This is a genomic window from Sorangium sp. So ce131, from assembly GCF_051519095.1.
GTDB lineage: Bacteria > Myxococcota_A > Polyangia > Polyangiales > Polyangiaceae > Sorangium.
The window spans coordinates 1,661,395-1,687,155 of record NZ_CP150455.1 but is presented as its reverse complement, the minus strand read 5'-3'; the positions used below and the strand labels follow the sequence as shown (position 1 = coordinate 1,687,155).

Annotated in this window: 24 protein-coding genes; 15 read left to right on the top strand and 9 right to left on the bottom strand. The window is 72.1% G+C overall.

The window, feature by feature from the left end:
- The first annotated feature begins 115 nt into the window (after positions 1–115).
- Complete coding sequence (locus WMF43_RS06135; RefSeq protein WP_437678171.1) at positions 116–1,003, top strand: TolB family protein; 888 nt, start codon at positions 116–118, stop codon at positions 1,001–1,003.
- 116 nt (positions 1,004–1,119) lie between these two features.
- Here the strand turns inward: WMF43_RS06135 and WMF43_RS06130 are convergent, their stop codons facing one another.
- From WMF43_RS06130 to WMF43_RS06115, 4 genes are read right to left on the bottom strand one after another with little or no spacing between them, the layout of a single operon-like run.
- Positions 1,120–2,280: a hypothetical protein gene (locus WMF43_RS06130; RefSeq protein ID WP_437678170.1), complete on the bottom strand. Its 1,161-nt coding sequence runs from the start codon at positions 2,278–2,280 to the stop codon at positions 1,120–1,122.
- Entirely contained in the window at positions 2,277–2,534 is a 258-nt protein-coding gene (locus WMF43_RS06125) for a hypothetical protein (RefSeq protein ID WP_437678168.1), read from the bottom strand. Before WMF43_RS06125 ends, WMF43_RS06130 begins: the two co-directional genes overlap by 4 nt.
- A gap of 13 nt (positions 2,535–2,547) precedes the next feature.
- Complete coding sequence (locus WMF43_RS06120; RefSeq protein WP_437678166.1) at positions 2,548–3,579, bottom strand: hypothetical protein; 1,032 nt, start codon at positions 3,577–3,579, stop codon at positions 2,548–2,550.
- On the bottom strand, positions 3,560–5,014 hold the full coding sequence (locus WMF43_RS06115; RefSeq protein WP_437678164.1) for a serine/threonine-protein kinase: 1,455 nt from the start codon (positions 5,012–5,014) through the stop codon (positions 3,560–3,562). The genes WMF43_RS06120 and WMF43_RS06115 overlap by 20 nt, the downstream gene beginning before the upstream one ends.
- Positions 5,015–5,232: 218 nt before the next feature.
- On the opposite strand from WMF43_RS06115, the gene typA reads away from it, so the two are divergent.
- Complete coding sequence (gene typA / locus WMF43_RS06110) at positions 5,233–7,071, top strand: translational GTPase TypA (RefSeq protein WP_437678163.1); 1,839 nt, start codon at positions 5,233–5,235, stop codon at positions 7,069–7,071.
- A gap of 54 nt (positions 7,072–7,125) precedes the next feature.
- On the top strand, positions 7,126–7,695 hold the full coding sequence (locus WMF43_RS06105; protein ID WP_437678161.1) for a hypothetical protein: 570 nt from the start codon (positions 7,126–7,128) through the stop codon (positions 7,693–7,695).
- A 9-nt stretch (positions 7,696–7,704) separates the two neighbouring features.
- Here the strand turns inward: WMF43_RS06105 and WMF43_RS06100 are convergent, their stop codons facing one another.
- Complete coding sequence (locus WMF43_RS06100) at positions 7,705–7,893, bottom strand: hypothetical protein (RefSeq protein ID WP_437678159.1); 189 nt, start codon at positions 7,891–7,893, stop codon at positions 7,705–7,707.
- 312 nt (positions 7,894–8,205) lie between these two features.
- Here WMF43_RS06100 and WMF43_RS06095 point away from each other — a divergent pair, with 312 nt between their 5' ends.
- From WMF43_RS06095 to WMF43_RS06085, 3 genes are all read left to right on the top strand, one after another.
- Positions 8,206–9,045, top strand: coding sequence for a haloacid dehalogenase type II (locus WMF43_RS06095; protein WP_437678157.1), 840 nt, complete (start codon positions 8,206–8,208; stop codon positions 9,043–9,045).
- 319 nt (positions 9,046–9,364) lie between these two features.
- On the top strand, positions 9,365–10,384 hold the full coding sequence (locus tag WMF43_RS06090; RefSeq protein ID WP_437678155.1) for a hypothetical protein: 1,020 nt from the start codon (positions 9,365–9,367) through the stop codon (positions 10,382–10,384).
- Positions 10,381–11,484 (top strand): metallophosphoesterase family protein, encoded by a 1,104-nt coding sequence (locus tag WMF43_RS06085; protein ID WP_437678153.1) that lies wholly within the window; start codon positions 10,381–10,383, stop codon positions 11,482–11,484. Before WMF43_RS06090 ends, WMF43_RS06085 begins: the two co-directional genes overlap by 4 nt.
- Before the next feature lie 30 nt (positions 11,485–11,514).
- Here WMF43_RS06085 and WMF43_RS06080 read toward each other — a convergent pair whose 3' ends face one another.
- A complete protein-coding gene (locus WMF43_RS06080) occupies positions 11,515–12,519 on the bottom strand; it encodes an alpha/beta hydrolase family esterase (RefSeq protein ID WP_437678151.1) in 1,005 nt (334 codons plus the stop codon).
- A gap of 132 nt (positions 12,520–12,651) precedes the next feature.
- Here WMF43_RS06080 and WMF43_RS06075 point away from each other — a divergent pair, with 132 nt between their 5' ends.
- The 3 genes from WMF43_RS06075 (at position 12,652) to WMF43_RS06065 (ending at position 17,152) form a co-directional block, all read left to right on the top strand.
- On the top strand, positions 12,652–14,208 hold the full coding sequence (locus WMF43_RS06075) for a flavin-containing monooxygenase (protein ID WP_437678150.1): 1,557 nt from the start codon (positions 12,652–12,654) through the stop codon (positions 14,206–14,208).
- A 164-nt stretch (positions 14,209–14,372) separates the two neighbouring features.
- Positions 14,373–15,566 (top strand): PAS domain S-box protein, encoded by a 1,194-nt coding sequence (locus WMF43_RS06070; protein ID WP_437678148.1) that lies wholly within the window; start codon positions 14,373–14,375, stop codon positions 15,564–15,566.
- Between the two features lie 230 nt (positions 15,567–15,796).
- Positions 15,797–17,152, top strand: coding sequence for a hypothetical protein (locus WMF43_RS06065; RefSeq protein WP_437678146.1), 1,356 nt, complete (start codon positions 15,797–15,799; stop codon positions 17,150–17,152).
- A gap of 1 nt (position 17,153) precedes the next feature.
- On the opposite strand, the gene WMF43_RS06060 is transcribed toward WMF43_RS06065, so the two are convergent.
- Positions 17,154–19,055 carry a protein kinase domain-containing protein gene (locus WMF43_RS06060; RefSeq protein WP_437678144.1) on the bottom strand — a complete coding sequence of 634 codons (1,902 nt, stop codon included), beginning with the start codon at positions 19,053–19,055 and terminating at the stop codon, positions 17,154–17,156.
- 728 nt (positions 19,056–19,783) lie between these two features.
- Between WMF43_RS06060 and WMF43_RS06055 the strand changes: the two genes are divergently transcribed.
- Positions 19,784–20,491, top strand: a complete 708-nt coding sequence (locus WMF43_RS06055; protein WP_437678142.1) for a FadR/GntR family transcriptional regulator — start codon at positions 19,784–19,786, stop codon at positions 20,489–20,491.
- Entirely contained in the window at positions 20,488–21,570 is a 1,083-nt protein-coding gene (locus WMF43_RS06050; RefSeq protein ID WP_437678140.1) for a sigma-54 interaction domain-containing protein, read from the top strand. Before WMF43_RS06055 ends, WMF43_RS06050 begins: the two co-directional genes overlap by 4 nt.
- A gap of 250 nt (positions 21,571–21,820) precedes the next feature.
- On the opposite strand, the gene WMF43_RS06045 is transcribed toward WMF43_RS06050, so the two are convergent.
- Complete coding sequence (locus WMF43_RS06045; RefSeq protein ID WP_437678139.1) at positions 21,821–22,423, bottom strand: hypothetical protein; 603 nt, start codon at positions 22,421–22,423, stop codon at positions 21,821–21,823.
- 6 nt (positions 22,424–22,429) lie between these two features.
- Here WMF43_RS06045 and WMF43_RS06040 point away from each other — a divergent pair, with 6 nt between their 5' ends.
- The 4 genes from WMF43_RS06040 (at position 22,430) to WMF43_RS06025 (ending at position 24,410) form a co-directional block, all read left to right on the top strand.
- The gene (locus WMF43_RS06040) at positions 22,430–22,597 is read left to right on the top strand and encodes a hypothetical protein (RefSeq protein ID WP_437678137.1); all 168 of its coding nucleotides are present in this window, start codon (positions 22,430–22,432) and stop codon (positions 22,595–22,597) included.
- Positions 22,598–22,703: 106 nt separating this feature from the next.
- A complete protein-coding gene (locus WMF43_RS06035; RefSeq protein WP_437678135.1) occupies positions 22,704–23,201 on the top strand; it encodes an HD domain-containing protein in 498 nt (165 codons plus the stop codon).
- Positions 23,173–23,577: a sigma factor-like helix-turn-helix DNA-binding protein gene (locus WMF43_RS06030; protein ID WP_437678134.1), complete on the top strand. Its 405-nt coding sequence runs from the start codon at positions 23,173–23,175 to the stop codon at positions 23,575–23,577. The genes WMF43_RS06035 and WMF43_RS06030 overlap by 29 nt, the downstream gene beginning before the upstream one ends.
- The gene (locus WMF43_RS06025) at positions 23,574–24,410 is read left to right on the top strand and encodes a nucleotide-binding enzyme (protein ID WP_437678132.1); all 837 of its coding nucleotides are present in this window, start codon (positions 23,574–23,576) and stop codon (positions 24,408–24,410) included. Before WMF43_RS06030 ends, WMF43_RS06025 begins: the two co-directional genes overlap by 4 nt.
- A gap of 20 nt (positions 24,411–24,430) precedes the next feature.
- Here WMF43_RS06025 and WMF43_RS06020 read toward each other — a convergent pair whose 3' ends face one another.
- Positions 24,431–25,588 carry a hypothetical protein gene (locus WMF43_RS06020; protein WP_437678130.1) on the bottom strand — a complete coding sequence of 386 codons (1,158 nt, stop codon included), beginning with the start codon at positions 25,586–25,588 and terminating at the stop codon, positions 24,431–24,433.
- Positions 25,589–25,761 lie beyond the last annotated feature (173 nt).

The following is a 25,761-nucleotide window of genomic DNA, read 5'->3' as shown; positions in this document are numbered from 1 at the left end:
CGCTTCAGCCGAAGGCTCCGAACTTTCCATGTTTCAAGAAAATTATGCTTTGCCTGTCCCCTCCGCCGCTCCGATCGGAGAGACCTCTCCGGCGAGGCGATCCCGCCGGCTCGGCGTGTCCTGGGGCCTGGCGCTCGCGCTCGGCGGGGCGGCGTGTGAGGACGTGCGGGTGGTGATCGGCACACTGCCGCCGGAGCCGCCGGTGTACGCGCCGGAGCGGCCGCGGTTCTCGGCGCCGGAGAAGATCGCCGCGCTGAGCGATGACGTCGCCAGGGACGAGGACCCGACGCTCACGGGCGATCTGCTCGAGATCCACTTCATGTCCGAGCGCGGCGCGAGCCAGGATATCTGGATCTCGCGCCGGGCGGACCTCGACGCGCCCTGGGAGACGCCGACAGTCGAGCTCGCGGAGAAGCTCAACACCGACATCAACGAGGACACGCCCGCCATCTCCAACGACGGGCTCAGGCTGTGGTTCTTCCGCAACAGCGAGCCACAGACAGGGATCTGGATGTCCGAGCGCGCGAGCCGGGGCGACCCGTGGGGCGCCCCCGTCTACGTCGACGCCCTCAACCCCGGCCACGACGGCGGCACGCAGGCGATGAACGCGCACGTCGATCTGCCCGAGCTCCGCGCCGTGGTCGGCCTGAACGGGCCCGAGACCAAGGGCTGGGATCTCGCGATCGCGTCCCGCGACAGCACCGAGGACGAATGGGGCGAGTTCGTCCCGATCGCCGAGCTGAACGACGAGGGCGATCAGCTGGCTCCCTTCCTGTTCGACGACGGGCGGCAGCTCCTGTTTCGATCGGGGGACGACCTGTTCTGGGCTCGACGGCTGGCGACCAACGAGCCCTTCGAGGCGCCGGAGCCGCTCGAGGAGCTGAACGCGCCGGATGCGCGCGAGAACGATCCCTATCTGTCTCCAGACGGGTCCGTCGTGTTCTTCTCCTCGGAGCGCAGCGGCGGCTCCGACATCTACGAAGCGCGCCGCGTCGCGCCTTGATCTCCGCCCCGGAGGCCTCGGGGCCGGATCCGGCGGCTCAGAAGCCCGCCCGGCGCTGCCTGGATCACGCCGCTCCCTCGCTCCCTGGACACGGGCGCTGGCCGGCGCGCCCGCGCTCAGTCGAGGTACTGGAGGCGCGGCGTCGCCTCGTAGAGGACGCCCGGGCCCATCGTGGAGTGCGACCGGGCGACGACCGCGCCGTGGCCCCCGAAGCCCCAGCCGCTATTCGCCTTGATCGCGTACACGTCGGGCACGAAGCTCGGGTCCTTGTCGATGAAGGTCCACCCGAGCTTCACGCGGCCATAGGCGTAGCTGCTCGCGTTCACCACGTCCTCGGTCGTCAGGATCCTGATCTGCGAGAGCTCGATCGTGGCGTAATCGCCCCCGAGGATGAACAGGGCGCTCTCCACCGGGTCCGGCGGATAAGGCAGCGGATCGTTCGTCACCGCGCTCAGGCTCACCCCGTACAGGCCGAAGTAGGAGAACGCAGCGGCCTGCACGCGCTGGACCGCCTTGCTCGCCGTTCCGGAGGAGTCGTCGACCCGGTTCTGCGTCATGTGGATGGCGACCGTGAGATCTCCCGCGCCGTTCGAGTAGCCCTCTCCGGTGACGGTGAGGCGCTGGAACTCGGTCAGCTCGACCGCGGTATTCCAGGTGTACGTGCCGCCTTTCGGCAGGACGACCGCGACGTCGCGGCTGGTCTCGAGGAGCGCGTTCAGCTGAGCGCCGAGGTCCGTCTCCGTGTCGCTCAGCGTCACCTCGTTCTTCACGTCCGCCCGGTTCCAGGGCGTCATCACCCGCGCCTTCGCGAGCGAGGCGCCGAGCGCGTCGAGCTGCGCCGGCGCCACACGATCGGCGTACTTCGCGTAGGGCACCGGGCTCACCGCGGCGTCCTTGACCACGCGCTGGCCGCCCACGAGCACGTCGTAGGTCACGTCGCCGCCGTCGAAGAGAGATTTCGGGCACGCGCCGAGGGGGATCTCGACGCTGAAGGCGCCCTCGGCGTCAGGGGTCGCGGGGATCGGCTCGGGCGCGCACGCCTCGTCCCCGTCCTTCCTGAAGACGAAGCCGATCCCCTGCGGTCCGGTCGTGCCGGTGAGCACGCCGGCGAACGTGAGCGCGTCCCTCGACGCGCCGCCCGGCGTCGCCCGCGCGACGTAGAGCGTGCTGCACACGCTCGCGAGCACGAGGCCGCCGGCGGCGAGCGCCATCCAGGCGGCGCGGCGGAGCGGGATCATGGCGGGCGCGGCGGGCGGCGAGGGCGCGCCGCGGCTCATCGGAGCACCCCGGTCAGCGCGACCGCGCCGTCCGCGCTCCGGCCCCGGGCGGCGCCCTGCCAGGAGAGGACGCCGCGGAGGTGGACGTCGCCGGCGCTGCCCTCGGCCGCGCCGGCGACGAAGCCGCCCTGGAAGCGGGGGGCCGCGGGCGGCGAGGCGCCCTGCTTGTCGAGCTCATCCAGCCCGGCGATCAGGTTGCAGCCGAGCGCGAGGGATGCGGCGACAAGGCCGAGCAAGAGCAATCGTCGTGTCATGATGTGCCTGCTTTCAGAAGGTCCCCCGGACACCGAGGCTCCCGGGCGCGAGGAAGGGTGAGACGATAAAGCCGGTCGCCCTGGGCTCAGGCCTGCTCAGAAAGAGACCGGCGACCCCCGCCGCGGCGCCGACCCCGGCGACGAGGAACGAGACCGTGGACACGGTACCAAGCAGGCGCGCGCCGTCGAGATCGTCGAACCGCTCCGGCGGACAGTGGTTGTTCACGCAGTCCTCCTTCAGCGAGGACGCCCGCGACAGCGTGATCACGCCCGTCACGCCGCCGACCGCGAGGCCCGCCCCGGCGACGCCGAACCCGACGAGCACCAGCGGGCCGACGCTCGAGCGCGGCCCCGGCCCGGGGCCCGGCGCGGCGGGCGGCGCCGCGGCCCCCGGCGCCGCGGCCCCCGGCGCCGTGGCCCCCGGCGCCGCGGGACCCGGCGGCGGGGCGCCCAGGGCGAGCGCCACCTCGACCTCCTCGCGCCGCCCGACGGTCACCTCGACCCGCCGCGCCGGGTGGCCGGGCGCCTTGCCGATCACGACGTGGCGGCCGGGGTTGACCTTGCGCGGCACCGAGAGCGCGGCGGCCGGGACCGACTCGCCGTCGACCGCGACCTGCGGGGCGCTCCCGGGGGGCGCGCTGATCCTGAGGCGCAGCGACGGGATCTCGGGGGCGACCTCCTCCACCAGCTTCGCGGCCTCGGCCCGCGCGGCGCGCGTGCGCGGCGTCTCGCGGTCCTCGGGGAGGCGCACGACCTCGCGGAACGTGTCGCACGCCTCGACGAGGCGGCCCATCAGGAGGTAGGTGCGACCGAGCTCCAGCCCCGTGACCGGCGTGTGCACGAGCGCGTGCGCGGCGTTCAGCCGCTCGAGCGCGGCGTCGAGCTGCTGGGCGTCGCGGAGGTCGAGCCCGTCGATGAGCAGCTGCCGCGCGGTCTCGTTGTCCGACGCCGACTGGGCGCCGGCGCGGGCGGGGAGCGCGGCGAGGGCGCCCGCGAACAGGACGCCGCGCGCGCGGCGCGCGCGGCTAGCGGATGTCGATGTCACGCTTCTTCTTCTGGGGTGGCCTGGAGGTCGAGCCCGGCGCGGCTGCGGGCGCGCGCGGCCGCGGCGCCGCGGTGGACGCCGCGCCCGGGGCGACGCTCGCGCTCGGCGGAGGGGCAGCCGCCGCGCCCGTGTCGCCCGGCGCGGACGCAGGGCCCGAGGGCACCGGCGGCGACGCCTCGGCCGGCGCGCTCGGCGCCGCGGGCTGCACCTCGGCCGGCGGGCCCGCGGGCACCGGCGGCGCCATGGCCGCGGCCGCGGCGCCCGACGGAGGGTCAGCCGAGGCGGAGCTCGCCGCCCCCGCGCCGCCGCTCCGGGCGACCAGCACGAAGGCGACGGAGCCCAGCGCCGCGAGCGCGCCCGCCAGAAGGAGCACCAGCAGCGCGCGCCCGGACCCACGACCCGCGCCCGAGGCGCGGTGCATCGTCGCGCTGGCGCCGAGCGTCGTGAGCGCCGGCGCCGAGGCGGCCGGCTGGGACGCCGGGCGCGCGGCCGCGAGGTGAGGCGCCGACCCGCCCGCCGGCGCGCCGCGCGGCCACGTGTCCACCGGCGGCTGCGCCGGCGCGGCGGCGCCGACGCCCGTCGCCGACGAGGCGCCGTGCAGCGCGCGCGCGAGCTCGTCGACCAGCTCACGCGCGGTGCCGAACCGCGCGGCGGGGGCGCGCGCGCAGGCGCGCTGGAACCACGCGTCCACCCCCGGCGGCAGCGCGCGGTTCGCGCGCGTTGGCGGCGCGATCTCGCCCTGGCAGATCGCGATCGACAGCGCGCCGATCGTCGGCTCGTCGAACGGCCGCCGCCCGGTCAGGCACTCGTACGCCACGACGCCGAGCGACCAGACGTCGGCGCGCGCGTCGACCTTCGCGCCCATCACCTGCTCCGGGCTCATGTAGTACGGCGTCCCGAGCGTGACCCCGGTCTTCGTCGCCCCGAGATCGGACGCCGCGCCGACCTTCGCGATCCCGAAGTCGAGCACCTTCACGAAGAGCTCGCCGTGCCCGACGTCGCAGAGGAAGATGTTGTCCGGCTTGATGTCCCGGTGGACGACCCCGCGCTCGTGGGCGCGGCCGAGCGCCTTCGCGACCTGCCACAGGATCGCCACGACCTCGTGCGGCGCGAGCGGGCCGCGCGCGGCGAGCAGCTGCCGCAGGTCGCGGCCCTCGAGCAGCTCCATGGCGATGTAGGGGACGCCGTTCGGCGCGAGCCCGTGGTCGATCATCTGCACGACGTGCGGGCTCTTCACCTGCGACGCGAGCGCCGCCTCGCGCTGGAAGCGCGCGACCATCTCCGGGCTCTGCGCGAGCGCGTCGCTCAGGAACTTGACGACGACCTGCGTCCTCAGCCCGAGGTGCTCCGCGACCCAGACGCTGCTCATCCCGCCGCGGCCGAGCGGCCGGACCAGCCGGATGTGCGGGGTGACGTGGAGACCGGGATACGACATGGCGAGCTGCGGCGCCCGGGCGGGACCTCACGCCGCGCGGGGCCCGCGTAGGATAAGGGAACCCTCCGGGCCGCGCGAGCGGCCTCGGGCCGGGCGGCCAGCCCCCGCGGCGCCGCCGCGCGCTGCCCGCGCGCCGCCGCGTCCGCTGCAGGCGCTCGAGCTCGAGAACGTGGGGCTCGCTCCTTTGTGGGGCGCGTGCTACACGGCCGCCGCCGTATATGCCCCGCAATGACCTTCGCAATATCGCCATCGTCGCCCACGTCGACCACGGGAAGACGACGCTCGTCGATCACATGCTCCGCCAGTCGGGCGCGTTCCGAGAGAACGAGGTGGTGGCCGAGCGCGTCATGGACTCGAACGATCTCGAGCGGGAGCGCGGCATCACGATCCTCGCGAAGAACACGAGCATCCGGTACCGCGGTGTCAAGATCAACATCGTGGACACGCCCGGCCACTCCGACTTCGGCGGCGAGGTCGAGCGCACGCTGATGATGGCCGACGGGGCGCTGCTCCTCGTCGACGCCGCCGAGGGCCCGCTGCCGCAGACGCGGTTCGTGCTCTCGAAGTGCCTCCAGCGCGGCTTCCCCGTCATCGTCGTCATCAACAAGATCGACCGGAGCGACGCGCGCGCCCACGAGGTGCTCTCCGAGGTGTTCGACCTCTTCTGCGACCTCGAGGCGAGCGACCCGCAGATGGACTTCGCGACGCTCTACGCGATCGCGAAGTTCGGCCAGGCGAAGCGCGAGCTCGAGCACGAGGCGACGAACCTGGAGCCGCTCTTCGAGACGATCTTGGAGCGCGTCCCCGGCCCGTCCGGCGACCCCGAGGGGCCGCTCCAGGTCATCGTCTGCAACACGACGCACGACGAGTACGTGGGCCGGCTCGCGGTCGGCCGCGTGGTCCGCGGCACGGCCCGCTCCGGCGCCGACGTCGCCCTGCTCGGCGAGGGCGGCCAGTCGCGCGGCTACGTGAAGATGCTCTACGCCTACGAGGGGCTGAAGCGCGTCGCCGTCGAGAGCGCCGGCGCGGGCGAGGTGGTCGCGATCGCGGGGCTCGACTCGGTGACGATCGGCGACACCATCGCGGATCCGGCGCAGCCCGAGGCGCTGCCCCGCATCGTCGTCGAGGAGCCGACGATCAAGATGAAGATCGGCGTGAACACGTCGACGTTCGCCGGCAAGAGCAAGAGCTCGAAGTTCCTGACGAGCCGCCACCTGAAGGAGCGGCTCGAGCGCGAGGCGATGAAGAACCTCGCGATCCGGGTGGAGCCGACCGAGGTGCCCGACACGTTCGTGGTGCTCGGCCGCGGCGAGCTCCAGCTCGCCATCCTGGTCGAGACGATGCGGCGCGAGGGCTACGAGATGCAGCTCTCGAACCCCGAGGTGGTCACGCGCGAGATCGACGGCGAGGTGATGGAGCCGATCGAGCTCGTGGTGGTGGACGTGCCCGACACCTACGTCGGCATCGTGACCGAGCGCCTGAGCTCCCGGCGCGGCCGGATGGTGAAGATGACGAACCCCGGCTTCGGGCGCGCGCGCCTCGAGTTCCGGGTGCCGTCGCGCGGGCTCATCGGCTTCCGCGGCGAGTTCCTGACCGCGACGCGCGGGACGGGCCTGCTCAACACGATGTTCGACGGCTGGGCCCCGTGGGGCGGCCCGATGATGCGCCGCCCGACGGGCGCGATCGTCGCGGACCGCGTCGGCGTGGCGACCCCGTACGCGCTGCACCACCTGCAGCCGCGCGGGACGTTCTTCATCGTCCCCGGGGTCGAGGTCTACGAGGGGATGATCATCGGCGAGCACAACCGCCCGAACGACACCGACGTCAACGTGATCAAGGAGAAGAAGCTGTCGAACGTGCGCAACCACGGCAAGGACGAGAACGTCCTGCTCGCGAGCCCGCGGCTGCTCACGATCGAGACGGCGATGGAGTGGATCGACGGCGACGAGCTCGTCGAGGTGACGCCCGACGCGGTGCGCGTCCGCAAGAAGGTGCTCGCGTGCAACCGGCGGGAGCGCCGCGAGGACGCGATCGAGCAGTCGCAGTCGGTGGAGTGATCGGCGGGGCGCGCGCCTCGCAGGCGACGCGCCGCGCCCGCGGAGGTTCCCGGGATGAGAGCAGCGCTGCGTTGGACAGCCCTGACAAAGGCCGCCGCGCTCGCGGGGGCGGGCCTCGCGCTCGCCGCCGCGGGCGCCTGCGGCGGGAGCGTCGTCGTCGACGGCGCCTCCGAGGACCCCGGCGGCGCCGGCGCGAGCACGGCGTCGAGCACGGGCTCGCGGGGGAGCACCTCGACCGGCGATGGCTCGACCGGCGACGGGTCGACCGGCGACGGCTCGACCGGGGGCTCGGGCGCGGACCCCGCGGCGCAGCTCGCGGCGTGCCACGACTTCTGCGAGCACTTCGATCCCGGGTGCCCCGAGCACGACTGCCGCCAGCGCTGCGCCAACCTGCTCGCCGTGCCGCGCCCGTGCAACGCCCTGGCCCGGCCGTATTTCGAGTGCCTGGCCACGGACATCTTCATCGGGCCGAACACGACCTGCGAGCAGGCGGCGCGGTGGATCGGGCCGCTCTTCGACTGCCTGAGCTCCAGCGCGTCGGCGTGCGACACCCCGTTCAGGTTCCAGTGCACGTCGTCCTTCGAGGCGTACCGGCGGTGCCAGATCGAGAGCGACCCGCCGTAGGCGCGCGCGTCACCTGATCGCCCGCGGCCGCGCGCCGGGGCGCAGGGCCTTCGCGAGCGGCCGGAGGGCGCCGGCGAGGTGCGCGACGAGCGCCTTCACGCGCGGCACGGCGCGCGTGTCCCGGTGGACGCCGAGCCACAACGCGCGCTCGGGCGGCGGCGAGGGCGGCGCGAGCTGAGGCTGCCGTGCCGCGAGCATGGCTCCGGCGCGCGAGGCGCTGCGGTCGCGGCGCGGGGAGCGCCATGCGAAAACGCATGGGGAGTATACGGAGATGGAGGGTGCCCGGGCAACGGGGAAGCGTGCATGCTCGTCGTGCTGGCGCGCTGGGCTGCGCGGTTGGGTCCACGCGTGCGGTTACCCACGCGCAGTCACACACGCTCGGTTAGACGCGTTGGATCACACGCGCTCGGGTACACGCGCTCGGGTACACGCATTCGGGCACACGCGCTTGCTCACACGCGCGTGATCGAGCATCTGCGCGTTCGGTCACGTTGCACGTCCAATGATCTGATGACCTTGCGAGGCCTCATGCCACCTGTCCTCTCGAGCCGCCGGGGATTTCTCGATCTTGTCGCCGGGGCCGCCGGAGCAGGGCTCCTCGCGTCGGCCCCGCTGGGAATGTCCGCCTCGTGCGCCGCGGAGCGCCGGCCGGCGCGGCCCCGGCCGGACACGCGGGCGAAGATCAAGGCGATCGCCTTCGATGCGTTCCCGATCCTCGACCCGCGGCCGATCGCCGCGCTCGCGGAGGAGCTGTTTCCGGGCAAGGGCGCTCTCCTGATGGACGCCTGGCGCGCCCGGCAGTTCGAGTACACGTGGCTCCGGACCGCGTCGCAGCGGTACGTGGATTTCTGGCAGGTCACGGGAGATGCGCTGTCGTTCGCCGGAGCGATGCTGAAGCTCGACCTCGGCGAGCGCGAGCGGGAGCGGCTGCTCGGCGCCTACCTCGAGCTCAAGGCGTGGCCGGACGTGCTGCCTGCGCTCAGGTCGCTGCGGGACGCGGGCATCCGGCTCGTGTTCCTCTCGAACTTCACGCCGCGGATGCTCGAGGCCTGCATCGCGAGCGCGGGCCTCGCGGGCCTGCTCGAGCGCGCGCTCAGCACCGACGAGGCGAGGACTTACAAGCCCGATCCCCGCGCGTACCAGCTCGGGGTCGACGCGCTCCGGCTCGGGCGGGAGGAGATCCTGTTCGCCGCGTTCGCCGGCTGGGACGCCGCCGGGGCCAGGTGGTTTGGTTACCCGACGTTCTGGGTCAATCGCTTGAATCTGCCCGCCGAGGCGCTGGGCGTGAGCGCTGACGGCGCCGGCGAGGGCCTGTCCGATCTGATCGAGTTCGTGAGGGCGCGCGCGTGATGGCAAAGTCCGCGCGGCCGTGCCACGGTACGCGTCCGCCGCGAACATCCCGATGCCGAGGCCCCCGCGTACGACAGGCCCTCTCTTTGCCCTACTCGCCCTCCTCGCGGTGGTCGCGCCGGCCCAGGCCGATGAGGGCAAGGACAGCCCCGCTTCCCCGGCCAGCGCTGCGGCGCCGGGCGCGCCGAGCGCTGCGCCACCGAGCGCTGCGGCGCCGGGCGCGGCAATCGCGGCCTCATCGAACGCGGCAGGCGCACCGGGCGCGGCGCCTGCGACGGCTCAGGTCTCCCCCGGACGCCGCGCCCTCGCCGCCACCGGCGTGGTGGTCCCCGGGCTGCTCGTGCACGGCACCGGGCACTTCATCCTTGGCCAGAAGCGCACGGCCCTGCGCCTCCTGGCGCTCGAGGGCGCGGGGGCGGCCCTCACGATAGGCGGGCTCGGCAGCGCGGCGGCCTTCGGGGCCTCGCGGCGCGTCATCGCCCCGATCGTGCTCACCACCGTGACGGGCGCCGGCCTCTTCGGCATCTCCCTGCTCGCGGACGCCTATGGCGTGCTCGCCCCCGAGGGCGGCACCGGAAGCCCGCTCACCACGTTACCCTCGGTCGAGACGCAGCTCGGCATGGCCTACGTCTACGACCCCACGTTCGCCTACCGCACCTTCCTCGTGCCAGGCATGGATCTGCGGCTGCGCTCGGTCCGGCTATCGGGCTCAGGCTGGTTTGCCCTGAACGACGTCAATACACGCCTGCGCGCCGAGGCCGCCTATCGCTTCCTGGGCCCCGGCGCGCCGGACAGCCCGCGCTCAGCGAACAGCCCGCGCTCAGCGAACAGCCCGCGCTCAGCGAACAGCCCGCACGCGGCGGACGGCTCGTTCCTCGAGCTCGAGGCCGCGTTCACCCATCACCGCTACACCTCCGACGAGTTCTCGATCACGACCGGCGAGGTCTCGCTCAACGGCCGGCTGGATCTCGTGCACATCGGGCCGACGCTGCGGGGCTCGTTCGCGGAGATGGGCTGGGGGATCGGCGTCGAGGCCTATCGCTACGGCCGCCGCCCGTTCGAGGGGAACGAGCTCTTGATCCCCCATTTCGCCTTCGGCATGTACCTCGGCCACGAGGGGTATCCGCGCGGCGAGGCCAAGTTCTATTACGAGCACCGGCACGACGGGTACGCCGCCGGCGCGAAGATGCCCGGCCTCGGCAGCGGCGTCCCCGGCCACCTCGGCCTGCAAACGCGGCTCTACGCCGCGCCCCGCTGGGGCCTGCTCGCCGACGTGCAGGCGGGCTCCGCGTACGTCGGGCGCCTCTCGCTGCTCGTTCGCCCCGGAGGAGGATCATGATCACGAAGCGCCCTCTCCAGCTGCTGCTCGCCCTCGCCGCCCCGCTCGCCCTCTCCTGCCTCGACGTGGCCGAGGGCCGCGCGCGCCGCGACCTCGAGGTGGGGCAGGGCTCCGCCGGGCAAGCGCGCGTCGTCGTGGACGAGGGGCTCGCGGCGATCCGCCGCCTCGCGCCGGGCGAGCTCTCGATCTGGGCGAGCGCGCCCGCGCTCTCGATCCGCCTCACCGACGCCGCGGGCGGGCCGTGGACGGTCACGATCGAGAACCTGCTCGCCGACGCCGAGCTCTCGGCCCGCGCCGGGGACGAGCGCGTGCCCGTGGAGCTCGTCGAGGCGCCCTTCCCCACCCAGCGCACCTTCCGCCTCTCCGCGCCGCCCGGCGCCGAGGTCGTCCTCTCGGTGCGCCCGCCGGACGCGGCGCGGATCGAGCCCTGGCGGTTCGCGGTCTACGCCGACGTCCAGGAGGACATCGACCGCGTGCAGGACATCTACGCGAAGATGAACGAGACCGAGGGCATCCGCTTCGCGCTCATCAGCGGCGATCTCACCTCGCGCGGCTCGCCCGAGCAGCTCGAGCGGTTCCAGCGCGAGATGAAGACGCTCGCGTTCCCCTGCTACGCGACGCTCGGCAACCACGAGCTCGGCACGCGCGACGACCTCTACCACGAGTGGTTCGGCCGCGGGAACTTCCGCTTCGTGTTCCGGGGCGTGCAGTTCACGATGCTCGACTCGGCGAGCGCGACGCTCGATCCGCTCGTCTACGAGTGGCTCCCCGGCTGGCTCGCCGAGGGGCAGGACCTCTTGCACGTGGTCACGATGCACCTCGCGCCGCTCGATCCGGTGGGCACCCGCAACGGCGCCTTCGCGAGCCGGGCCGAGGCGAACAAGCTGCTCACGCTGCTCGCGGGCGGGCGCGTGGACCTCACGTTCTACGGCCACATCCACTCGTTCTATGCGTTCGAGAACGCGGGGATCCCCGCGTACATCTCCGGCGGCGGCGGCGCGATCCCCGAGCGGCTCGACGGCATCGGGCGCCACTTCGTCACCGTCGACGTCGAGCCCCCCGGCACGGTGGCGCAGGTCGCCGTCGTCCGCGTGGACTGAGCGTCGCCGCGCGCCGGCGCCGGCGCGCGCTCAGGGCTTGGGGTGGGCGAGCAGGAAGTCGATCACCGCCGGCGCGAAGTCCGGGCTGAGCGTCGGGATGTGGCTCCCGCCCTCGATGGTCCAGAGCTCGGCGTGCCCGCCCGGATCGCAGCCGGTGAAGGCCTGCGTGGTCGTCTCGGCCCCGGCGAGCTCGCTCTCGAGGTCCAGCGTGGGGCCCTCCGTCGGGTCCGCGTCGCAGCCGCCGAACTCCGCCCATTGCTGCGCGGTCTCGAGCGCGCCCGGGTAGGCGGCGTCGACGATGGTGGCGCCGAGGTAGTTGACCGTCTCGTCGGCCGTGCCGTGGATCTGCAGCGCCGCGACCGGCTCGGAGGGGGTGCAGTCGGCCGGATCGGCGAACGTCGCGCCGGCGAGGCTGGCGACGGCGGCGATGAGGTCCGCGTGATCGCAGGCCATGCGGTAGGACATGAAGCCGCCGTTGGAGTGGCCCACGAAGAAGATCCGCTTGGGATCCACGGTGTAACGGGCCTGGATGTCCTCGACGACGCTCCGGAGGTAGGCGGAGTCGTCGACCTCGCTGCCGAGGAAATTGCAGCACGCGTCGGTCGCGTTCCAGAAGGTGTTGCCGTCGGTGTCGGTCGTGCCGTCCGGGTGGGCGTAGAGGAAGCCGCGCTCCTCCGCGAGCGGCTGGAGCATGAAGTACGCCTCCTGGACGCTCCCGCTGGCGGTGTAGCCGTGCAGGAGGATCACGAGCGGCGTCGGCGTGCCCTCCTCGTAGCTGGACGGCACGAAGAGGTCGACCGGTCGATCGCCGCCGATCGGCGCCGAGGTGCCGCCGCCGCCGCCGCCGCCGCCGCCGTCACCGCCGCCGCCATCGCCGCCGCCGGTGCCGAGGTCGCCGCCGGTGCCGGTGCCCCCGCCGGCGCCGCCGGTCCCCACGCCCGTCGGACCGGAGCCGCCGCCCGGATCCTCGCCGGAGGAGCAGCCGACCGCGGCCACGAAGGTGAGAGGAAGCAGAACAGGAAGAAGATGTCGCATGCGCCCGTCTACACCGGGCTGGCGGAAGTGAGAAGGCGTGCTCCGCGCGTCGCCGCGCGTCGCCGCGAGCGCCGGGGCGGATTATCCTTCGCGCTGTCCCACCGACGTCCGCTGGGACCCGAGGAGCCAAGCATGTCCGTCGAGCACTTCGATGTGGTGATCGTGGGGGCCGGCATCTCCGGCATCGGCGCCGCCTACCACCTGAAGACGCGCTGCCCCGGCAAGCGGACCGTGATCCTCGAGGCGCGCGGCGACGTCGGCGGCACCTGGGACCTGTTCCGTTATCCGGGCATCCGCTCGGACTCCGACATGTTCACGCTCGGCTATTCCTTCCGGCCCTGGAAGGAGGCCAAGGCGATCGCGGACGGGCCGTCGATCCGCGAGTACGTGCGCGACACGGCCCGGGAGCACGGGATCGACCGGCAGATCCGGTTCCACCAGCGGGTCCGCTCCGCGTCGTGGTCCTCCGAGGACGCGCGCTGGACGCTCGAGGTGGACGCCGGCGAGCGCGGGGAGCGCGCCCGTTACACCTGCAGCTTTCTCTACGTTTGCAGCGGCTACTACCGCTACGAGAGCGGCCATACACCCATCTTCCCGGGCCGCGAGGACTTCCAGGGACGGCTGGTGCACCCCCAGCTGTGGCCGCAGGATCTCGACTACCGCGGCAAGCGCGTCGTGGTCATCGGCAGCGGCGCCACGGCCGTGACGCTCGTGCCCGCGATGGCCGCCGAGGCCGCGCACGTGACGATGCTCCAGCGCTCGCCGACGTACATCGCCTCGCTCCCGGCGGAGGACCCCATCGCGAACCGGATCCGCGAGCTCCTGCCGGAGCGGATCGCCCACCAGGTCGCCCGCTGGAAGAACGTGGCGATCGCCACCTTCATGTTCCAGCTCTGCCGGCGCGCGCCGGGGCTGGCGAAGCGGCTGCTCCGCAGCGGAATCGAGCGGGAGCTGCCGCCGGAGTTCGATATCGACACCCATTTCACGCCGCGCTACGAGCCGTGGGATCAGCGCCTCTGCCTCGTGCCCGACGCCGACCTCTTCCGCGCGATGAAGGCGGGGCGCGCCTCGGTGGTCACCGACCGGATCCGGACCTTCACGAAGGGCGGCATCCTGCTCGAGTCGGGCAAGGAGCTCCCGGCGGACATCATCGTGACCGCGACGGGCCTGACGCTCCAGGTCTGCGGCGGCGTCCAGATCACCGTCGACGGCGACGTCGTCGATCTCGGCCGGACGTTCCTTTACAAGGGGTTGATGCTGAGCGACGTCCCGAACCTCGCGCTCTGCATCGGTTACACCAACGCATCATGGACGCTCCGCGCCGAGCTCTCCTCGACGTACGTCTGCCGGCTGCTCAATTACATGGATCGCCGCGGCTACCGTCAGTGCCTGGCGCACCCCGACGCGTCCGCGCTCGATCCCAGGCCGCTGCTCGGCCTGACGTCGGGTTATGTGCAGCGCTCCGCGGGTGACCTGCCGAAGCAGGGCTCGAAGCTGCCGTGGCTCGTCCCCCAGAACTACGTGGTCGATCTGCTCGCCATGAAGCTCGGCCCGGTGGACGACGCCGCCATGAGGTTCTCCACGGGAGCCCGCTCGCTGCGCCGTGAGGTGGTGAAGGCCGAGCGCCATGGCCAAGCGGACGAGCCCGTCGCGAACGCGCCGCCGCCGGCCATGGATCAGCCTGGATGAGCCGCTGTCGACCCTGTGCCCGTGGGCCTCGCGGCCTCGCGTTGCTGGCGAGGAGCGCCGGCCTCCGCTCGCGTTAAGGGACTCTCCAGGAGGCTTGCGCGCCTCTGGAGCCGTCGGTAAGGTCCTGCCGAATTTCGGGCGGTGACTGCCCGCGGAGAGGGGGAATGATGGAGAGCAGTGAGCGCGCAGCGGGCGATGCCGAGGACACGGCGCACGCCGAGGGGAAATACGAGCGCGCGCTGCGCCGGGCGTCGTTCGCGGTGGTAGAGTGTACGACCGAGGGGCGCATCCTGAGGTGGAATGAAGGCGCGACACGCCTCTTCGGCTACACGGAGGACGAGGTGATCGGGAGGAGCGTCGCGGGCACCCTCCTGGCCACCGGCGGCGAGGAGGCCTTCCGGCGGGCCTGCGCGGCGGAGCCGGCCGCAGTGCACACCTGGACCGGGATCCGCAAGGATGGCGGGGCGCGCACGTGCATCTGGTCCTTCGAGCGGCTCGCGGACGAGCGCGGCCATGCGGCAGGGCTGCTGTGCTTCGGGCGCGAGATCACGGCGAAGGGCGAGGCGATCCGGGCGCTGGAGCGGGACTCGGTGGTCCTCCGGGCCATCCTCGACAACCTCGACATCCTCGTCTGGGTCGTCGATTCCGCTCGCAACTTCACCTACCTGGAGGGCAAGGCCGTCCGCTCCGTGGGGCTCCCCCGGGATGAGGTGCTGGGGCGGAGCGTCTATCAGTTCTATCCGGAGGAGACCGTGCCGCACATCGGCGAGACGTTCACGCGCGGCGCGCCGATGGAGTACGCGCTGGAGGCGCACGATCGCTCCTGGAGGACGTGGACGATACCGATCCACGGCGAGCGTGGACGCGTCGACGAGGTGCTCGGCGTCACGCTCGACGTCACGGAGCAGCAGCGGCTGCAGGCGGAGGCCGAGGCTCGCGTCACGCAGCTCGAGCGGCAGCAGCGCGTCATCCGCCAGCTGGCGACGCCCATCATCGAGGTCTGGGAGGGGGTGCTGGCGCTGCCGATGATCGGCGTGATCGACAGCTCGAGGACGGCGGAGGTGATGGACTCGCTGCTCGAGGCCATGGTCCGCGAAGGGGCGCGCTTCGCGGTGCTCGACCTGACCGGGGTCGAGGCGGTGGACACCCAGACGGCGAGCTACCTGATCAATCTGATCCGCGCGATACGGCTGCTCGGCGCCGAGGGGATCGTCACCGGCATCCGGTCGAACGTCGCGCAGACGCTCGTCGGCCTCGGCGTGGATCTCGGGGCGATCACGACGCTCGGGAACCTGCGCGCCGGGCTCCGCTACTGCATCGCGCGGTCGACGCAGGGCGCGCCCGCCGCGCGGCGCTGACCCGCGCCGGCGCGCCGCCCGCGGGGGGCCGGCGGGGGGCCGGCGGGAGCAGCGCATAACCATTGCGGCGGCCGGGACCTCCACGCGCGCGGCCCCTCAAAAAAATCAGCAATGTCCCGTCCCTTTCGCGCGACCAGCCCGGTTGACAGGGTGTGCGAAGTGCGGTCCACTGGACGGCCGGCGGAAGGCAACCTGCCTCCATTCAATGGATGTTCCCACAGGAAGTTGACATGAGGAATCCATTCTCGACGTCGAATCTCGCAAGCATCTTCATCGTGGCGTGTTCAGCGCTGGCGCTCGGCGCGTGCTCGGACGCCCAGCCCCACGAGGGTCAGGGCCCCGACCCCTTCGTCGGGCCCGAGACCTACTCGGGGAACGCCTATTCCTGGGATGGAAGCTGGTCTCCCGCGTCGAGCGACTTCCCTCTCTCGGGGCTCTTCGACGATCTGTACTGGGACGGCCACGCCCTGCCCGGCGGGGAGCTCTCGCCCATTCTTCCTCCCGGCGAATGGGACTGGAAGGAGGGCAGCCTCCTCTCCAACTGGAGGAATTTCGAGAAGAACCTCGGGCGCTTCGAGCCGCTGAAGGACGACGCCGGCCGTCAATACGGCTGGACGCTCGTCGGGAACCAGCCCGGCTCGCTCGACTACGCCGGGCCGGCCGCTTATTTTCATGGGTCCTCGGGGACGGACATCCTCAACCTCGGCTCGGAAGGGAGCATCCACAGCTTCGGCAGCAACATGGGGGACGGCCCCGACGTCCTGGTCTTCGACCGGAGCTGGACGCTGGACTTCCGCACGGGCTCCTCGCTCACGGGCGCGTCGCGCGACAACGACATCGTCATCGCCGGATGCCACGGCAACACGGACGACTCGTGGGACATCACCACGACGACCATCCATACGGGGCCGGGGCGCGATCTCATCTTCGTGCGCGATCTGGACCGGGCGGCGATCGACGCGGGCAACGGCGAGGACGGCAGGACCGACGCGATCGATCCGTCGGACGGCGACGACGTCATCGTGATCCACGGCAACATGCACGACTCCCGCTTCTATGGTGGTCACGGGAAGGACACCATGGTCTGGTATGTGGACGAGGTCCACCAGACCACACAATGGCTCGGCCCGAGCTTCTTCGGCGCCGGCGGGATGGGGGATGCCCTCTGGGGAGACGACGGCCCGAACCGCCTCGTGCTGGCGATCGCGGAGGACACGCCCGTGGTGACGGCCCGGTCGTCGATGGGCAAAGGCAAGCTCCTCCTCAAGGAGGTGGTGCCCGGCGAGGACGACGTGTTCAAGGAAGACGCGCCGACGGCCGCGGATCCTTATGCTTACTACTGCTCGCCCTGCGGCGTGGGGCCGGAAGGGCAGAAGACGATCGTCCTCCAGTACATGTCGGCGGACGGCAAGGTCGACACGGGGTACGTCGGGCTCACCGCCATCCAGGAGGTCCAGGTGGGCCTGGGGCCGAGCGCGCGGGTGTACCGGATCGATGAGACCACCGGGAAGTCGGCGGTCGATCCTGGGCTGGAGATCTTCGAGGTCCCGGCCGTCGACCTCGCGAAGTACTGCGACGCTCGGTGAGTTACGGAATTGCGAACGACTGTGACCGGGTGACCGGGCCACCGGAGAATGGCGGGATCTCCAAGCCTCGGAAGATCGAGGCGACACAGGAAGCGACGTCGGTGGCTGCGAACGGCTGACCAACGACGATCGCGTAGCCAACCCTTCCATTCGGCGCGAACGTCACCTGCACAACGCCGCTCCCAACGGGGCCCGTGGCAGCTGCGCAGCTCTTCGCCTTCGCCGCGGCCTCGACCAGGACCCGACGCGCGAACAGATCGTGGAAGGGCCTCGCCGGCGCGGCTCCGGCCCCATCCTTAGACACGGGTACGTCCGGGTTTGGGTGCACAGGTTCATAGGCTGCTTCCGGTGTGCTCGGCACGCGGGACGCAGGCTCGGGAGCGGTCGCCTTGTGCCCATCGGAGGCCACGCCCGACTCGACGGACCGGGACTGCGGTGCCCTCCGGCCATCCTGCGCCTGCACCGTCGGCTGGCGCTCTTCGCCGATGTTCCTGTCCGGGGGAGCGCTCGGCTGCGCGTTCGTCGCTGCTGACAGCGGGAGGCTGGTCTCCAGAGCCGGCGTCTCGCTCGTCTCACGCTGCTGTGCGGGCTGCGATTCCGTCGACATGCGCGGGTCCGGCGCATGCACGCCGCCCCTCGACACGACCCACACGAGCCCGCTACCTCCCAGCACCGCAGCGGCCGCGACGCCGAGGAACCAGGCCCGCGTGGACCTCACCGCGCGTTGGTTCGACTCCTCGGGAGAGATCCTCGCCCTGGAGTCGGTCACCGCGGAGGGGTCCGTGGCCTGCAAAGCGGGCACGCCGGAGGCGCGATTGCTGGACAGGAGGGGCGCGTCGTTCAGCTCGGCCCTCCCCTTAGGGTGGAGGGGGACCGTCGTGTGGTCTGAGGGGTGCACCAGGCGTGACGTCGCCTCCTCCGGGCAACCTTGGCTCAGTGCGGGCGCGGCCTCCGGCGACACTGGCTCCGTGGCATCTAGGCCAAGCACACCACTCCCGGACGCTCGCCCTCCGACGGCCGGCTGCTCCATCTCCGGAATCGACGCAGCCGGCCGCGGTACTCCCGTGATCCGGGCGAGTTCGTCTAGCATCTCGTGAACGGACTGGAACCGCCGCGTTCGATCACGCTCGAGCGCGCGAACGAAGAAGGAATCGATCGCGCGCGGCAGATCAGACGCAACCTGCGTCGGGCGTCGCGGTGGCTCCATGAGGATCTTCAAGAGGACGGAGCCGAGCTCGTCGCCCGGGAAAGGGAGCTCGCCCGTGATGGCGCGGAACAGGATGACCGCCAGCGACCACAGGTCGCTTCGATGATCGACGTCTCCTTCGCCCTGCACCTGCTCCGGGCTCATGTAGTAGGGCGAGCCGAGCACCTCGCCCGTGCGCGTCACCTCCATCATCGGTCGCCCGCCGACGTACTTGGCGATGCCGAAGTCGAGGATCTTGACGACCTCCTCGTCCTCGACGCGGGCGAGAAAGATGTTGCCGGGCTTCAGGTCCCGGTGGACGAGGCTGGCGTCATGCGCGCGGCCCAGGGCCCTGCCCGCCTGCATCAGGATGCGCGTCGCGTTGGGTAGCGACAGCCGGCGCACGCGCTTGAGGCGGTCGTCCAGGTCCTCGCCACGAAGCAGCTCCATGACGAGGTACGGATGGCCGTCGTCGGTGCCATAGTCCTGGACGTGGACGACGTGCGGGCTATGGAGGTTGGCCGCGATGCGAGCCTCGCGCTCGAAGCGAGCCACGAACTGAGGCACCACAGCCAACGCTGGGGCCATGAACTTCACCGCGACGGGAGAGCCAAGCGTGACGTGGCGCGCCACCCAGACCGATCCCATACCGCCCTGCGAGAGCGGGCGCTCGATGCAGTACTTTCCCCCGACGATGGATCCTGGAGCGATGTGCATGCTTCGCGCCTACTTCCTGGTAGCCCTACGTAGGCGAGGGTACATGAACAGTGGGCGAGGAACCAGAATGTCTGCCGCGTAGCGCCCCAAGGCGGGAGCCAGCTTGCGGCGCCGCTCCACGGCCGTCCGTGCGGTCCCGGCCTCGGTAGCGGGAAACGCGCCGCTCAGCATTCTTCGACGCGAGCCGCGCCTCGATGGTGGGAAGCGCGCTGCGCGGCAGGTACGGCTCGTGGGCGGGGGGGCCCGCGGGCTGGCTGTGGAGTGAAGGCGGCCTCTTCGATGTATGGATAAACTGTTGATCTAGCGCAGCTTTTCCAGAAGGAGGACGGACCGCGTAAGCGGTTCGTTGTCACCTGAGACGAGCGGCGCTTCGCCCTCGACACCCTGTCGCCAGCGCTGCGCCGCTCCATCGGCGAGACGTGGGCGCACGCGCTGTTCGCGAGCGCGCCGCGCGGGCTGGCGGCGTCGTAGGCGCCGGCAGAGGCGTTCGGAGGTGGGCCGATCGCGGTCGCGCTCGCGAGCAGCGCGCCTCGCCCGAGTGCGCGTGGGAGCTCGGGGACCTCGCGCGAGAGCTCCCTAGGCCCGGGGGGGCGTCGGCTCGGCCCATGCCTCCCGAGCGGCTGCGATCCGTCGCCACGCCTCCTAAGCGTCGAGGAGAGCCCCGGATCGCGGCCGCTTGTTGACAGCGAGCACAGCCCGACGTAGCGTTGGTCTGACCAACGGACAACATGACCAGATTGAACCACTTCCGGACCGTGTCTCGGTCGGCGATCTACGTGGACGTCGCGGGCCAGATCCGCGACGTGATCCTCAATCGCTCGTTTTCGTCGGGCGAGCGCCTGCCGCCGGCGCGCGCGCTGGCCCAGCAGTTCGGGGTCAGCCGCGCGACGATCCGCGAGGCGCTTCGCCACCTCCAGGCGCAAGGGCTGCTCGCCCCGAACGGCCGGACCTCGCCGATACAGGCTGCGGGCCCGAACGCGGCGGTCGACCGCTTCTGCGAGGCGCTCACCCACTTGGTACAGCTCCGGAATGTGTCGCTCCCGGACCTCGTCGAGCTACGCGTCGCGATCGAGACCGCCGCGATGACCCGCTCGGCGGTCGCGCCGGTCGCCGCTCACCTCGACGAGGCGCGCGCGGCGCTCGAGGAGATGGAGCGGCCGCAGATCTCACCCACCGAATTTCACCACGTCGATATCGCGTTCCACGCCGCGCAGGTCGCGGCCTCGGGCAACCAGGCGCTCGCCCTCGTGATGCTCGCGGTCAAGGACAGCATCCGTCTCCACCCCGACGAGGCGCTGCGGGCGCGCTCGTTCGCGGCGATCCGCCCGCGCGTGGTCGAGGAGCACCGGGCGCTCCTGCGCGCGATCGAGCGCGGCAACACGAGGTCGGCGGCGACGCTCCTGCGGGCGCACCTCTCGGAGTTCTACGGCACATGAGCGCGCTCGATGGGCGATGCGGGTGGAACACACGCCGCGCTGGCTCGGCAATCCGGGAGAGCGCGCAGCGCCACCGGCGGGTCCTGGCCCTCACCGAGACGCTCGGGGCCGGGGGGTCAGCCCGCGAGCTGCTCGGCGCGAGCGAGCCCATGCGCCGGCTCAAGAGGAAGATCCAGAAATACGGCGCCTCGCCGGCCAACGTGCTCATCCAGGGCGAGAGCGGGACCGGCAAGGAGCTCGTCGCGCGCACGCTCCACAACGTCTCGCCGCGCGCGGCGGGCCCGTTCGTCACGCTCAACTGCGCCGCCATCCCGGAGACGATGGTCGAGAGCGAGCTCTTCGGTCACGAGAAGGGCGCCTTCACGGGCGCCGTCGCGAAGAAGCGCGGCAAGTTCGCCCTGGCCCACGGCGGGACCTTGTTCCTCGACGAGATCGGCGACCTCGGCCTCGCGGCGCAGGCCAAGCTCCTCCGCGCCCTCGAGGAGGGGGAGATCCAGCCCCTCGGCTGCGAGGAGGCGGCGCACGTCAGCGTGCGGGTCGTGTCGGCCACCCACAAGGACCTCGCCGAGGAGATCGCGAACAGGCGGTTCCGCCAGGATCTGTATTACCGGCTCCGCGTGGTGGAGCTCTCGGTGCCCCCGCTGCGGGAGCGCGGCGATGACATCGAGCTCCTGGCGCGGGCGCTGCTCAGGGCCGCAGCGTCGCGCATGGGCAAGCGAGACATGGAGTTCACGCCGGGCGCCCTCGCCGCCCTGAAGGCCCACGACTGGCCCGGCAACGTCCGGGAGCTCCGCAACGAGATGGAGAGCGCGGCCATCGACGCCGAGCTCCCGATCGTGGACCTCGACAACCTGAGCTCGCGGATCCGCAAAGGCCCGAGGGAGCGGCCCGGACCGCGCGAGGGCCTGTCCCTCGCGGAGCGGTTCGCCGCGCTCGAGGCGACGGAGCGGCGGCTCATCGGGGAGGCGCTCGAGGCGGCGCGCGGCAACCTGTCCGAGGCGGCGCGGCGGCTCGGGATCACACGGGTCATGATCAAGCGGCGCGTCGTTCGGTTCGGCCTCGGCTTACGCGACGGGTGAGCCGGCGCGGCGAAAGGCCGGGAATCCGGAGCCGAGGCGCAAGAAGAACAGCCTGTCGTGACCAGAGGGCGCGCCGGCTGGTTCGGCCTGTCAGAAGTCTTGGCAGGGATCACGGCGAGAGAAGAGAGATTTCAACGCAAAGGCGCAAAGGCGCAAAGGCGCAAAAATACAAAGAAAATTCAGCTTTGCGCCTTTGCGCCTTTGCGTTGAAATCTCTCGGGATCCCTGGCCGAACGTGTGAGGCACGCAGCTAGCAGCCGGGCACGGAGACGTCCACGTCGAGCACCACGTCGGCGGCGATGGTCGTCTCCTCGCCGGGGCGGCCGCTCACGGTGGCCTCGCTCGTGATCTTCATGCTCGGCGCCACGACGTAGGGCTTGAGGTCCACCCCCTCGATCACCTCCATCGACAGCTCGCGCGCGCCGCGGGGCACCTCGTCGAGCTCGGCGATGAGCACCCGGGGCTGCCCCTCGGTCTCCGCGAAGAACGAGACGGAGCTCAGGAAATCGAAATCTCCGTCGGCCGGGCTCTCGATGCGCAGCGTGAACTCGAGCATGTGGACCTCGTCGACATCGTCCTTCGTGACGCCCTGATTCTCGAACTCCGCCGAGAGATCGATGCTCTGGAAGGCGGGGAAATCGAGCGAGGCGAGGATCTCCTCGACGAGGGTGCCCGGCGGGACGACCGCCTTGCCGCCGACCTCCACGTCGATGTTGTCGAGGGAGTCGCACACCGTGAGCGCGCAGAGGCCGAGGACGCCGGCGACGCGCGCGAGCGCCGCGCCGAGGGAGCGCCGGCCGCGGGGCCGGGCGAGACGCGGGATGGAAGAGACGCGGGGAGAAGGGCTCGTCATGGCGCGATGCTAACGCGTCGCGGGCGGCTCCGGAGCGCGCCGGCGCACCCGCCGGAGGTGCGCAGCGGCGCAGCTGCGCAGCGCGCGGCGGGCGCGGCGGGCGCGGCGGGCGCGAGCGGGCGCGAGCGGGCGGACGCCCTCGGGGCGCAGGACCCCTCCCCTGCCCCGCGGTAGACTGCCTCCTGCCCGGGGGCGGCCTGCCGGTGGGTGTGGCCGCGCCCAAGGGTGAAGGGGCACCACTCGCCCGCAGCCCGCGGGCGACCCAACCGCCCCCACCTCGATGCACCAAGAGCTCCTCGATCTCCTCCTCCCCCTCGACGGCGTGCCGCAGGACCCGCGCTGGCACCCCGAGGGCGACGCCCTCTTCCATTCCCTGCAGGCCTTCGACCTGGCCCGGCGCGAGACGGCCGACCGCGCGCTCTGGGCCGCGGCCCTGCTCCACGATGTGGGCAAGGCGTTCGCGGTGGCCGACCACGCCGACGAGGGCGCCGACGCGCTCGCCGACGTCGTCTGCCCGCGCGTGGTCTGGCTCGTGCGGCACCACCTCCACCTGCTCCGCGCGCCCGGGCCGACGAAGCGGCGCCTCCGCGGGACCAGGGCCCTCGCGGACCTCGGGCGGCTCCGGCGCTGGGACGTCGGCGGCCGCTCGCCCGCGGCCGTGGTGACGAGCCCCGAGGCCGCCGTGGCGATCCTGCTCGACGGCGCGGACTGGGACCTGCTCTCGATCGGCGGCGAGCCCGCCTACGGCGATGACCTGCGCAAGGAGCGGCTCGCGTGAGCGCAAGGCCCGCCGGGAGGTCCTCTGCGGCGACGCTGACCGCTGGGGCCGCGACCGCCGCCTCTGGGGCCGCGAGCCCGAGGCGCCCGGGCGCGCGCGGCTCCACGAGGCGGTGCGCGCCGCGGTCGCGACGGCGCTGACCGCGAAGCAGCGCGAGGTCGTCGAGGCCTACTTCTTCGACGGCCTCTCGCAGGGCGAGATCGCGCGCCGCCTCGGCGTGGCGCAGCAGGTGGTGCAGAAGCGCCTGTTCGGGGCGCCGCGGGGCGGCCAGCGGGTCGGCGGCGCGATGCTCCGGCTCCGGCGGGCCCTCGAGCCCGCGGTCGCGGCGCTGCCGGCGCGCGCGCCCGCCGCGCGGCCGGCGCCGGCGTCGCCATGAGCGCCGAGCGCTTCGGCGGGCTGCGGGCCCGCATCGCCGCGGAGGCCGCACGCCTCATGTATGAGGAGGGCGTGGACCAGTACTTCACGGCCAAGCGCATGGCCGCGAAGCGGATCCTCGGCGCGGTCGAGGGCCGGCGGGCGCGCTGCCGGCCCGCGGACCTGCCCTCGAACGGGGAGATCCGCGAGGCGCTGCTGCTCTTCGCGGAGCGCGCCGAGGGGAGCCAGCGCACGCGCCGGCTGTTCGCGCTGCGCATCGTGGCGCTGGAGGCCATGCGCGCGCTCGCGCCCTTCTCGCCGCGGCTGATCGGCTCGGTGTCCACCGGCCACATCCGCCGCGGCAGCGACGTCGATCTGCACGTGTTCCCGGCGCACGAGGAGGCGCTCGAGCGGCACCTCCGGGCGCTCGGGTGGACCTTCGACCGGGAGCTCGTCACCCTCCAGAAGGGCGGCCAGCTCCGGGAGTACGTCCACGTTCACGTGGCGGACGCCGCGCCGATCGAGCTGACCGTGTACGCCCCGCGCGAGCTGCGGCTCCGCCCCCGCAGCAGCACCGACGGCAAGCCCATCGTGCGGCTGGGCATCGCCGCGGTCGAGGCGCTGTGCGCCCGCGACCACCGCGAGGCATGGGCGCGTTACCTGGAGACCGGCGAGGTCGAGGGGATGGACGTGCTGCTCGAGGCCGACGAGGACGAGCCGCCCCCGGGGCCGTTCGACGGCCTGCTCGAGGACGGCGGCGGGGACGGCGAGGCGCCAGCGTGCCCGGAGCCCGGCGAGGAGGACGACCCCGACCAGGACTACGACCCGCTGCCGGGCTTCGAGGGCGCGGCGTGATGGCCGTGGGCGGGCCGACGTTACGCGGCTCCCCCGACGAGCTCGCCGCCGCCCCAGCCCGCGGCGCGGGGCGCGTCCGCGCTCGCCGCCGCGCGCGCCTGGCCGGTCCAGAGCGATCCCACGCTGAAGCCGCCGAAGTAGTACGTGGGCGAGATCCCGGGCGCCAGCATCGACCGCGTCACCTCGAAGCCGGTCACCATCTGAACGAACTCGGGGCGCTCCGGGACCGGATCCACGATGGCCCGCTCCAGGAGCATCGAGGTGTACTGATCCGCGCCGGACTCGGGCGTGTCGAGGTTCAAGAGGACGTCGAGGTCCTGGTCCCTGCACCGCTTGGCGACGCCCGGGATCTTGCTCTCGCGCGGCGACCAGTTGTCCGCCGAGACCCCGTTCTCGCTGACGCCGACGATGCCTCGCTCCGTCTTGAGGAACAACGTCTGGTTGCCGGTGCTGTGCCCCGGCGTCCTGACCAGCATCACGCCGTCGCCGAGCAGGACGTCGCCGTCGATGAGGTGCACCCGGTTCTCGAGCACGCCGCGCTTGCCGTCGCGCACGTAGAACGGCGACTGGAGCGGGTGGAGCGCGTCCCAGGCCTCCCACTCCCGCTTCTGGGCGATGAGCTGCGCCGACGGGAACGTGACCGGCTCCGGGCTGCCGTGGGTGCCCAGGTGCTTGCGCAGGTCCTGGAGATGGAAGTGGTCGTAGGCGATGTAATCGATCTGCTCCGGCGCGACGCCGACCTTCCGGAGCTGCGACGTGAGCGGGGCGAAGATGCGGGTGCTGAGGCGCGACAGGATCGGGTGGCGCGCGCGCAGCCGCTTGAGGTACGGCGCGCGCAGCGCGCCCTCGGGGTCCGTGGGGTTGAACAGCAGGTTCTTCAGCTTCCCGCCCTGCTCGAACTGAACCAGGAACACCCGCTGCGTCATGATGGCGAACGGAGACGGCACGATCGCCGCTCCCCAGAACGCATAACGCGTCGGGTAGGAGAGCTGCATCGTGTCGAAGGTCCTCACCGCGACGACGGGCCTCGTGGCCTCGAGGCGCTCCCGCAAGAGCGGCGCGCGCTCGCGGATGGCGCGGGCGCGCAGCCCGGGCTGCGTGATGGACCAGGCGTCGCCGATCTCAGTGAGGGCCTCGAACCCCAGCGGCATTTCGACCGTCGCTTCCATTGCGTCCATTCCGCGACTATAGCGACAGGCACGCTCCCAGCAAGACGGCGGCGCGGCGAGATCCTCCGATTTCGCGAGCACAACACGGCATTTCCCCAACTCGGGTATCGGGCGAACCCTCATCGAGATCCAGGGCTGGCAGCGCGCTTCGGGCTGCGCAGGTCGAGGCCATCGCGCTGTAG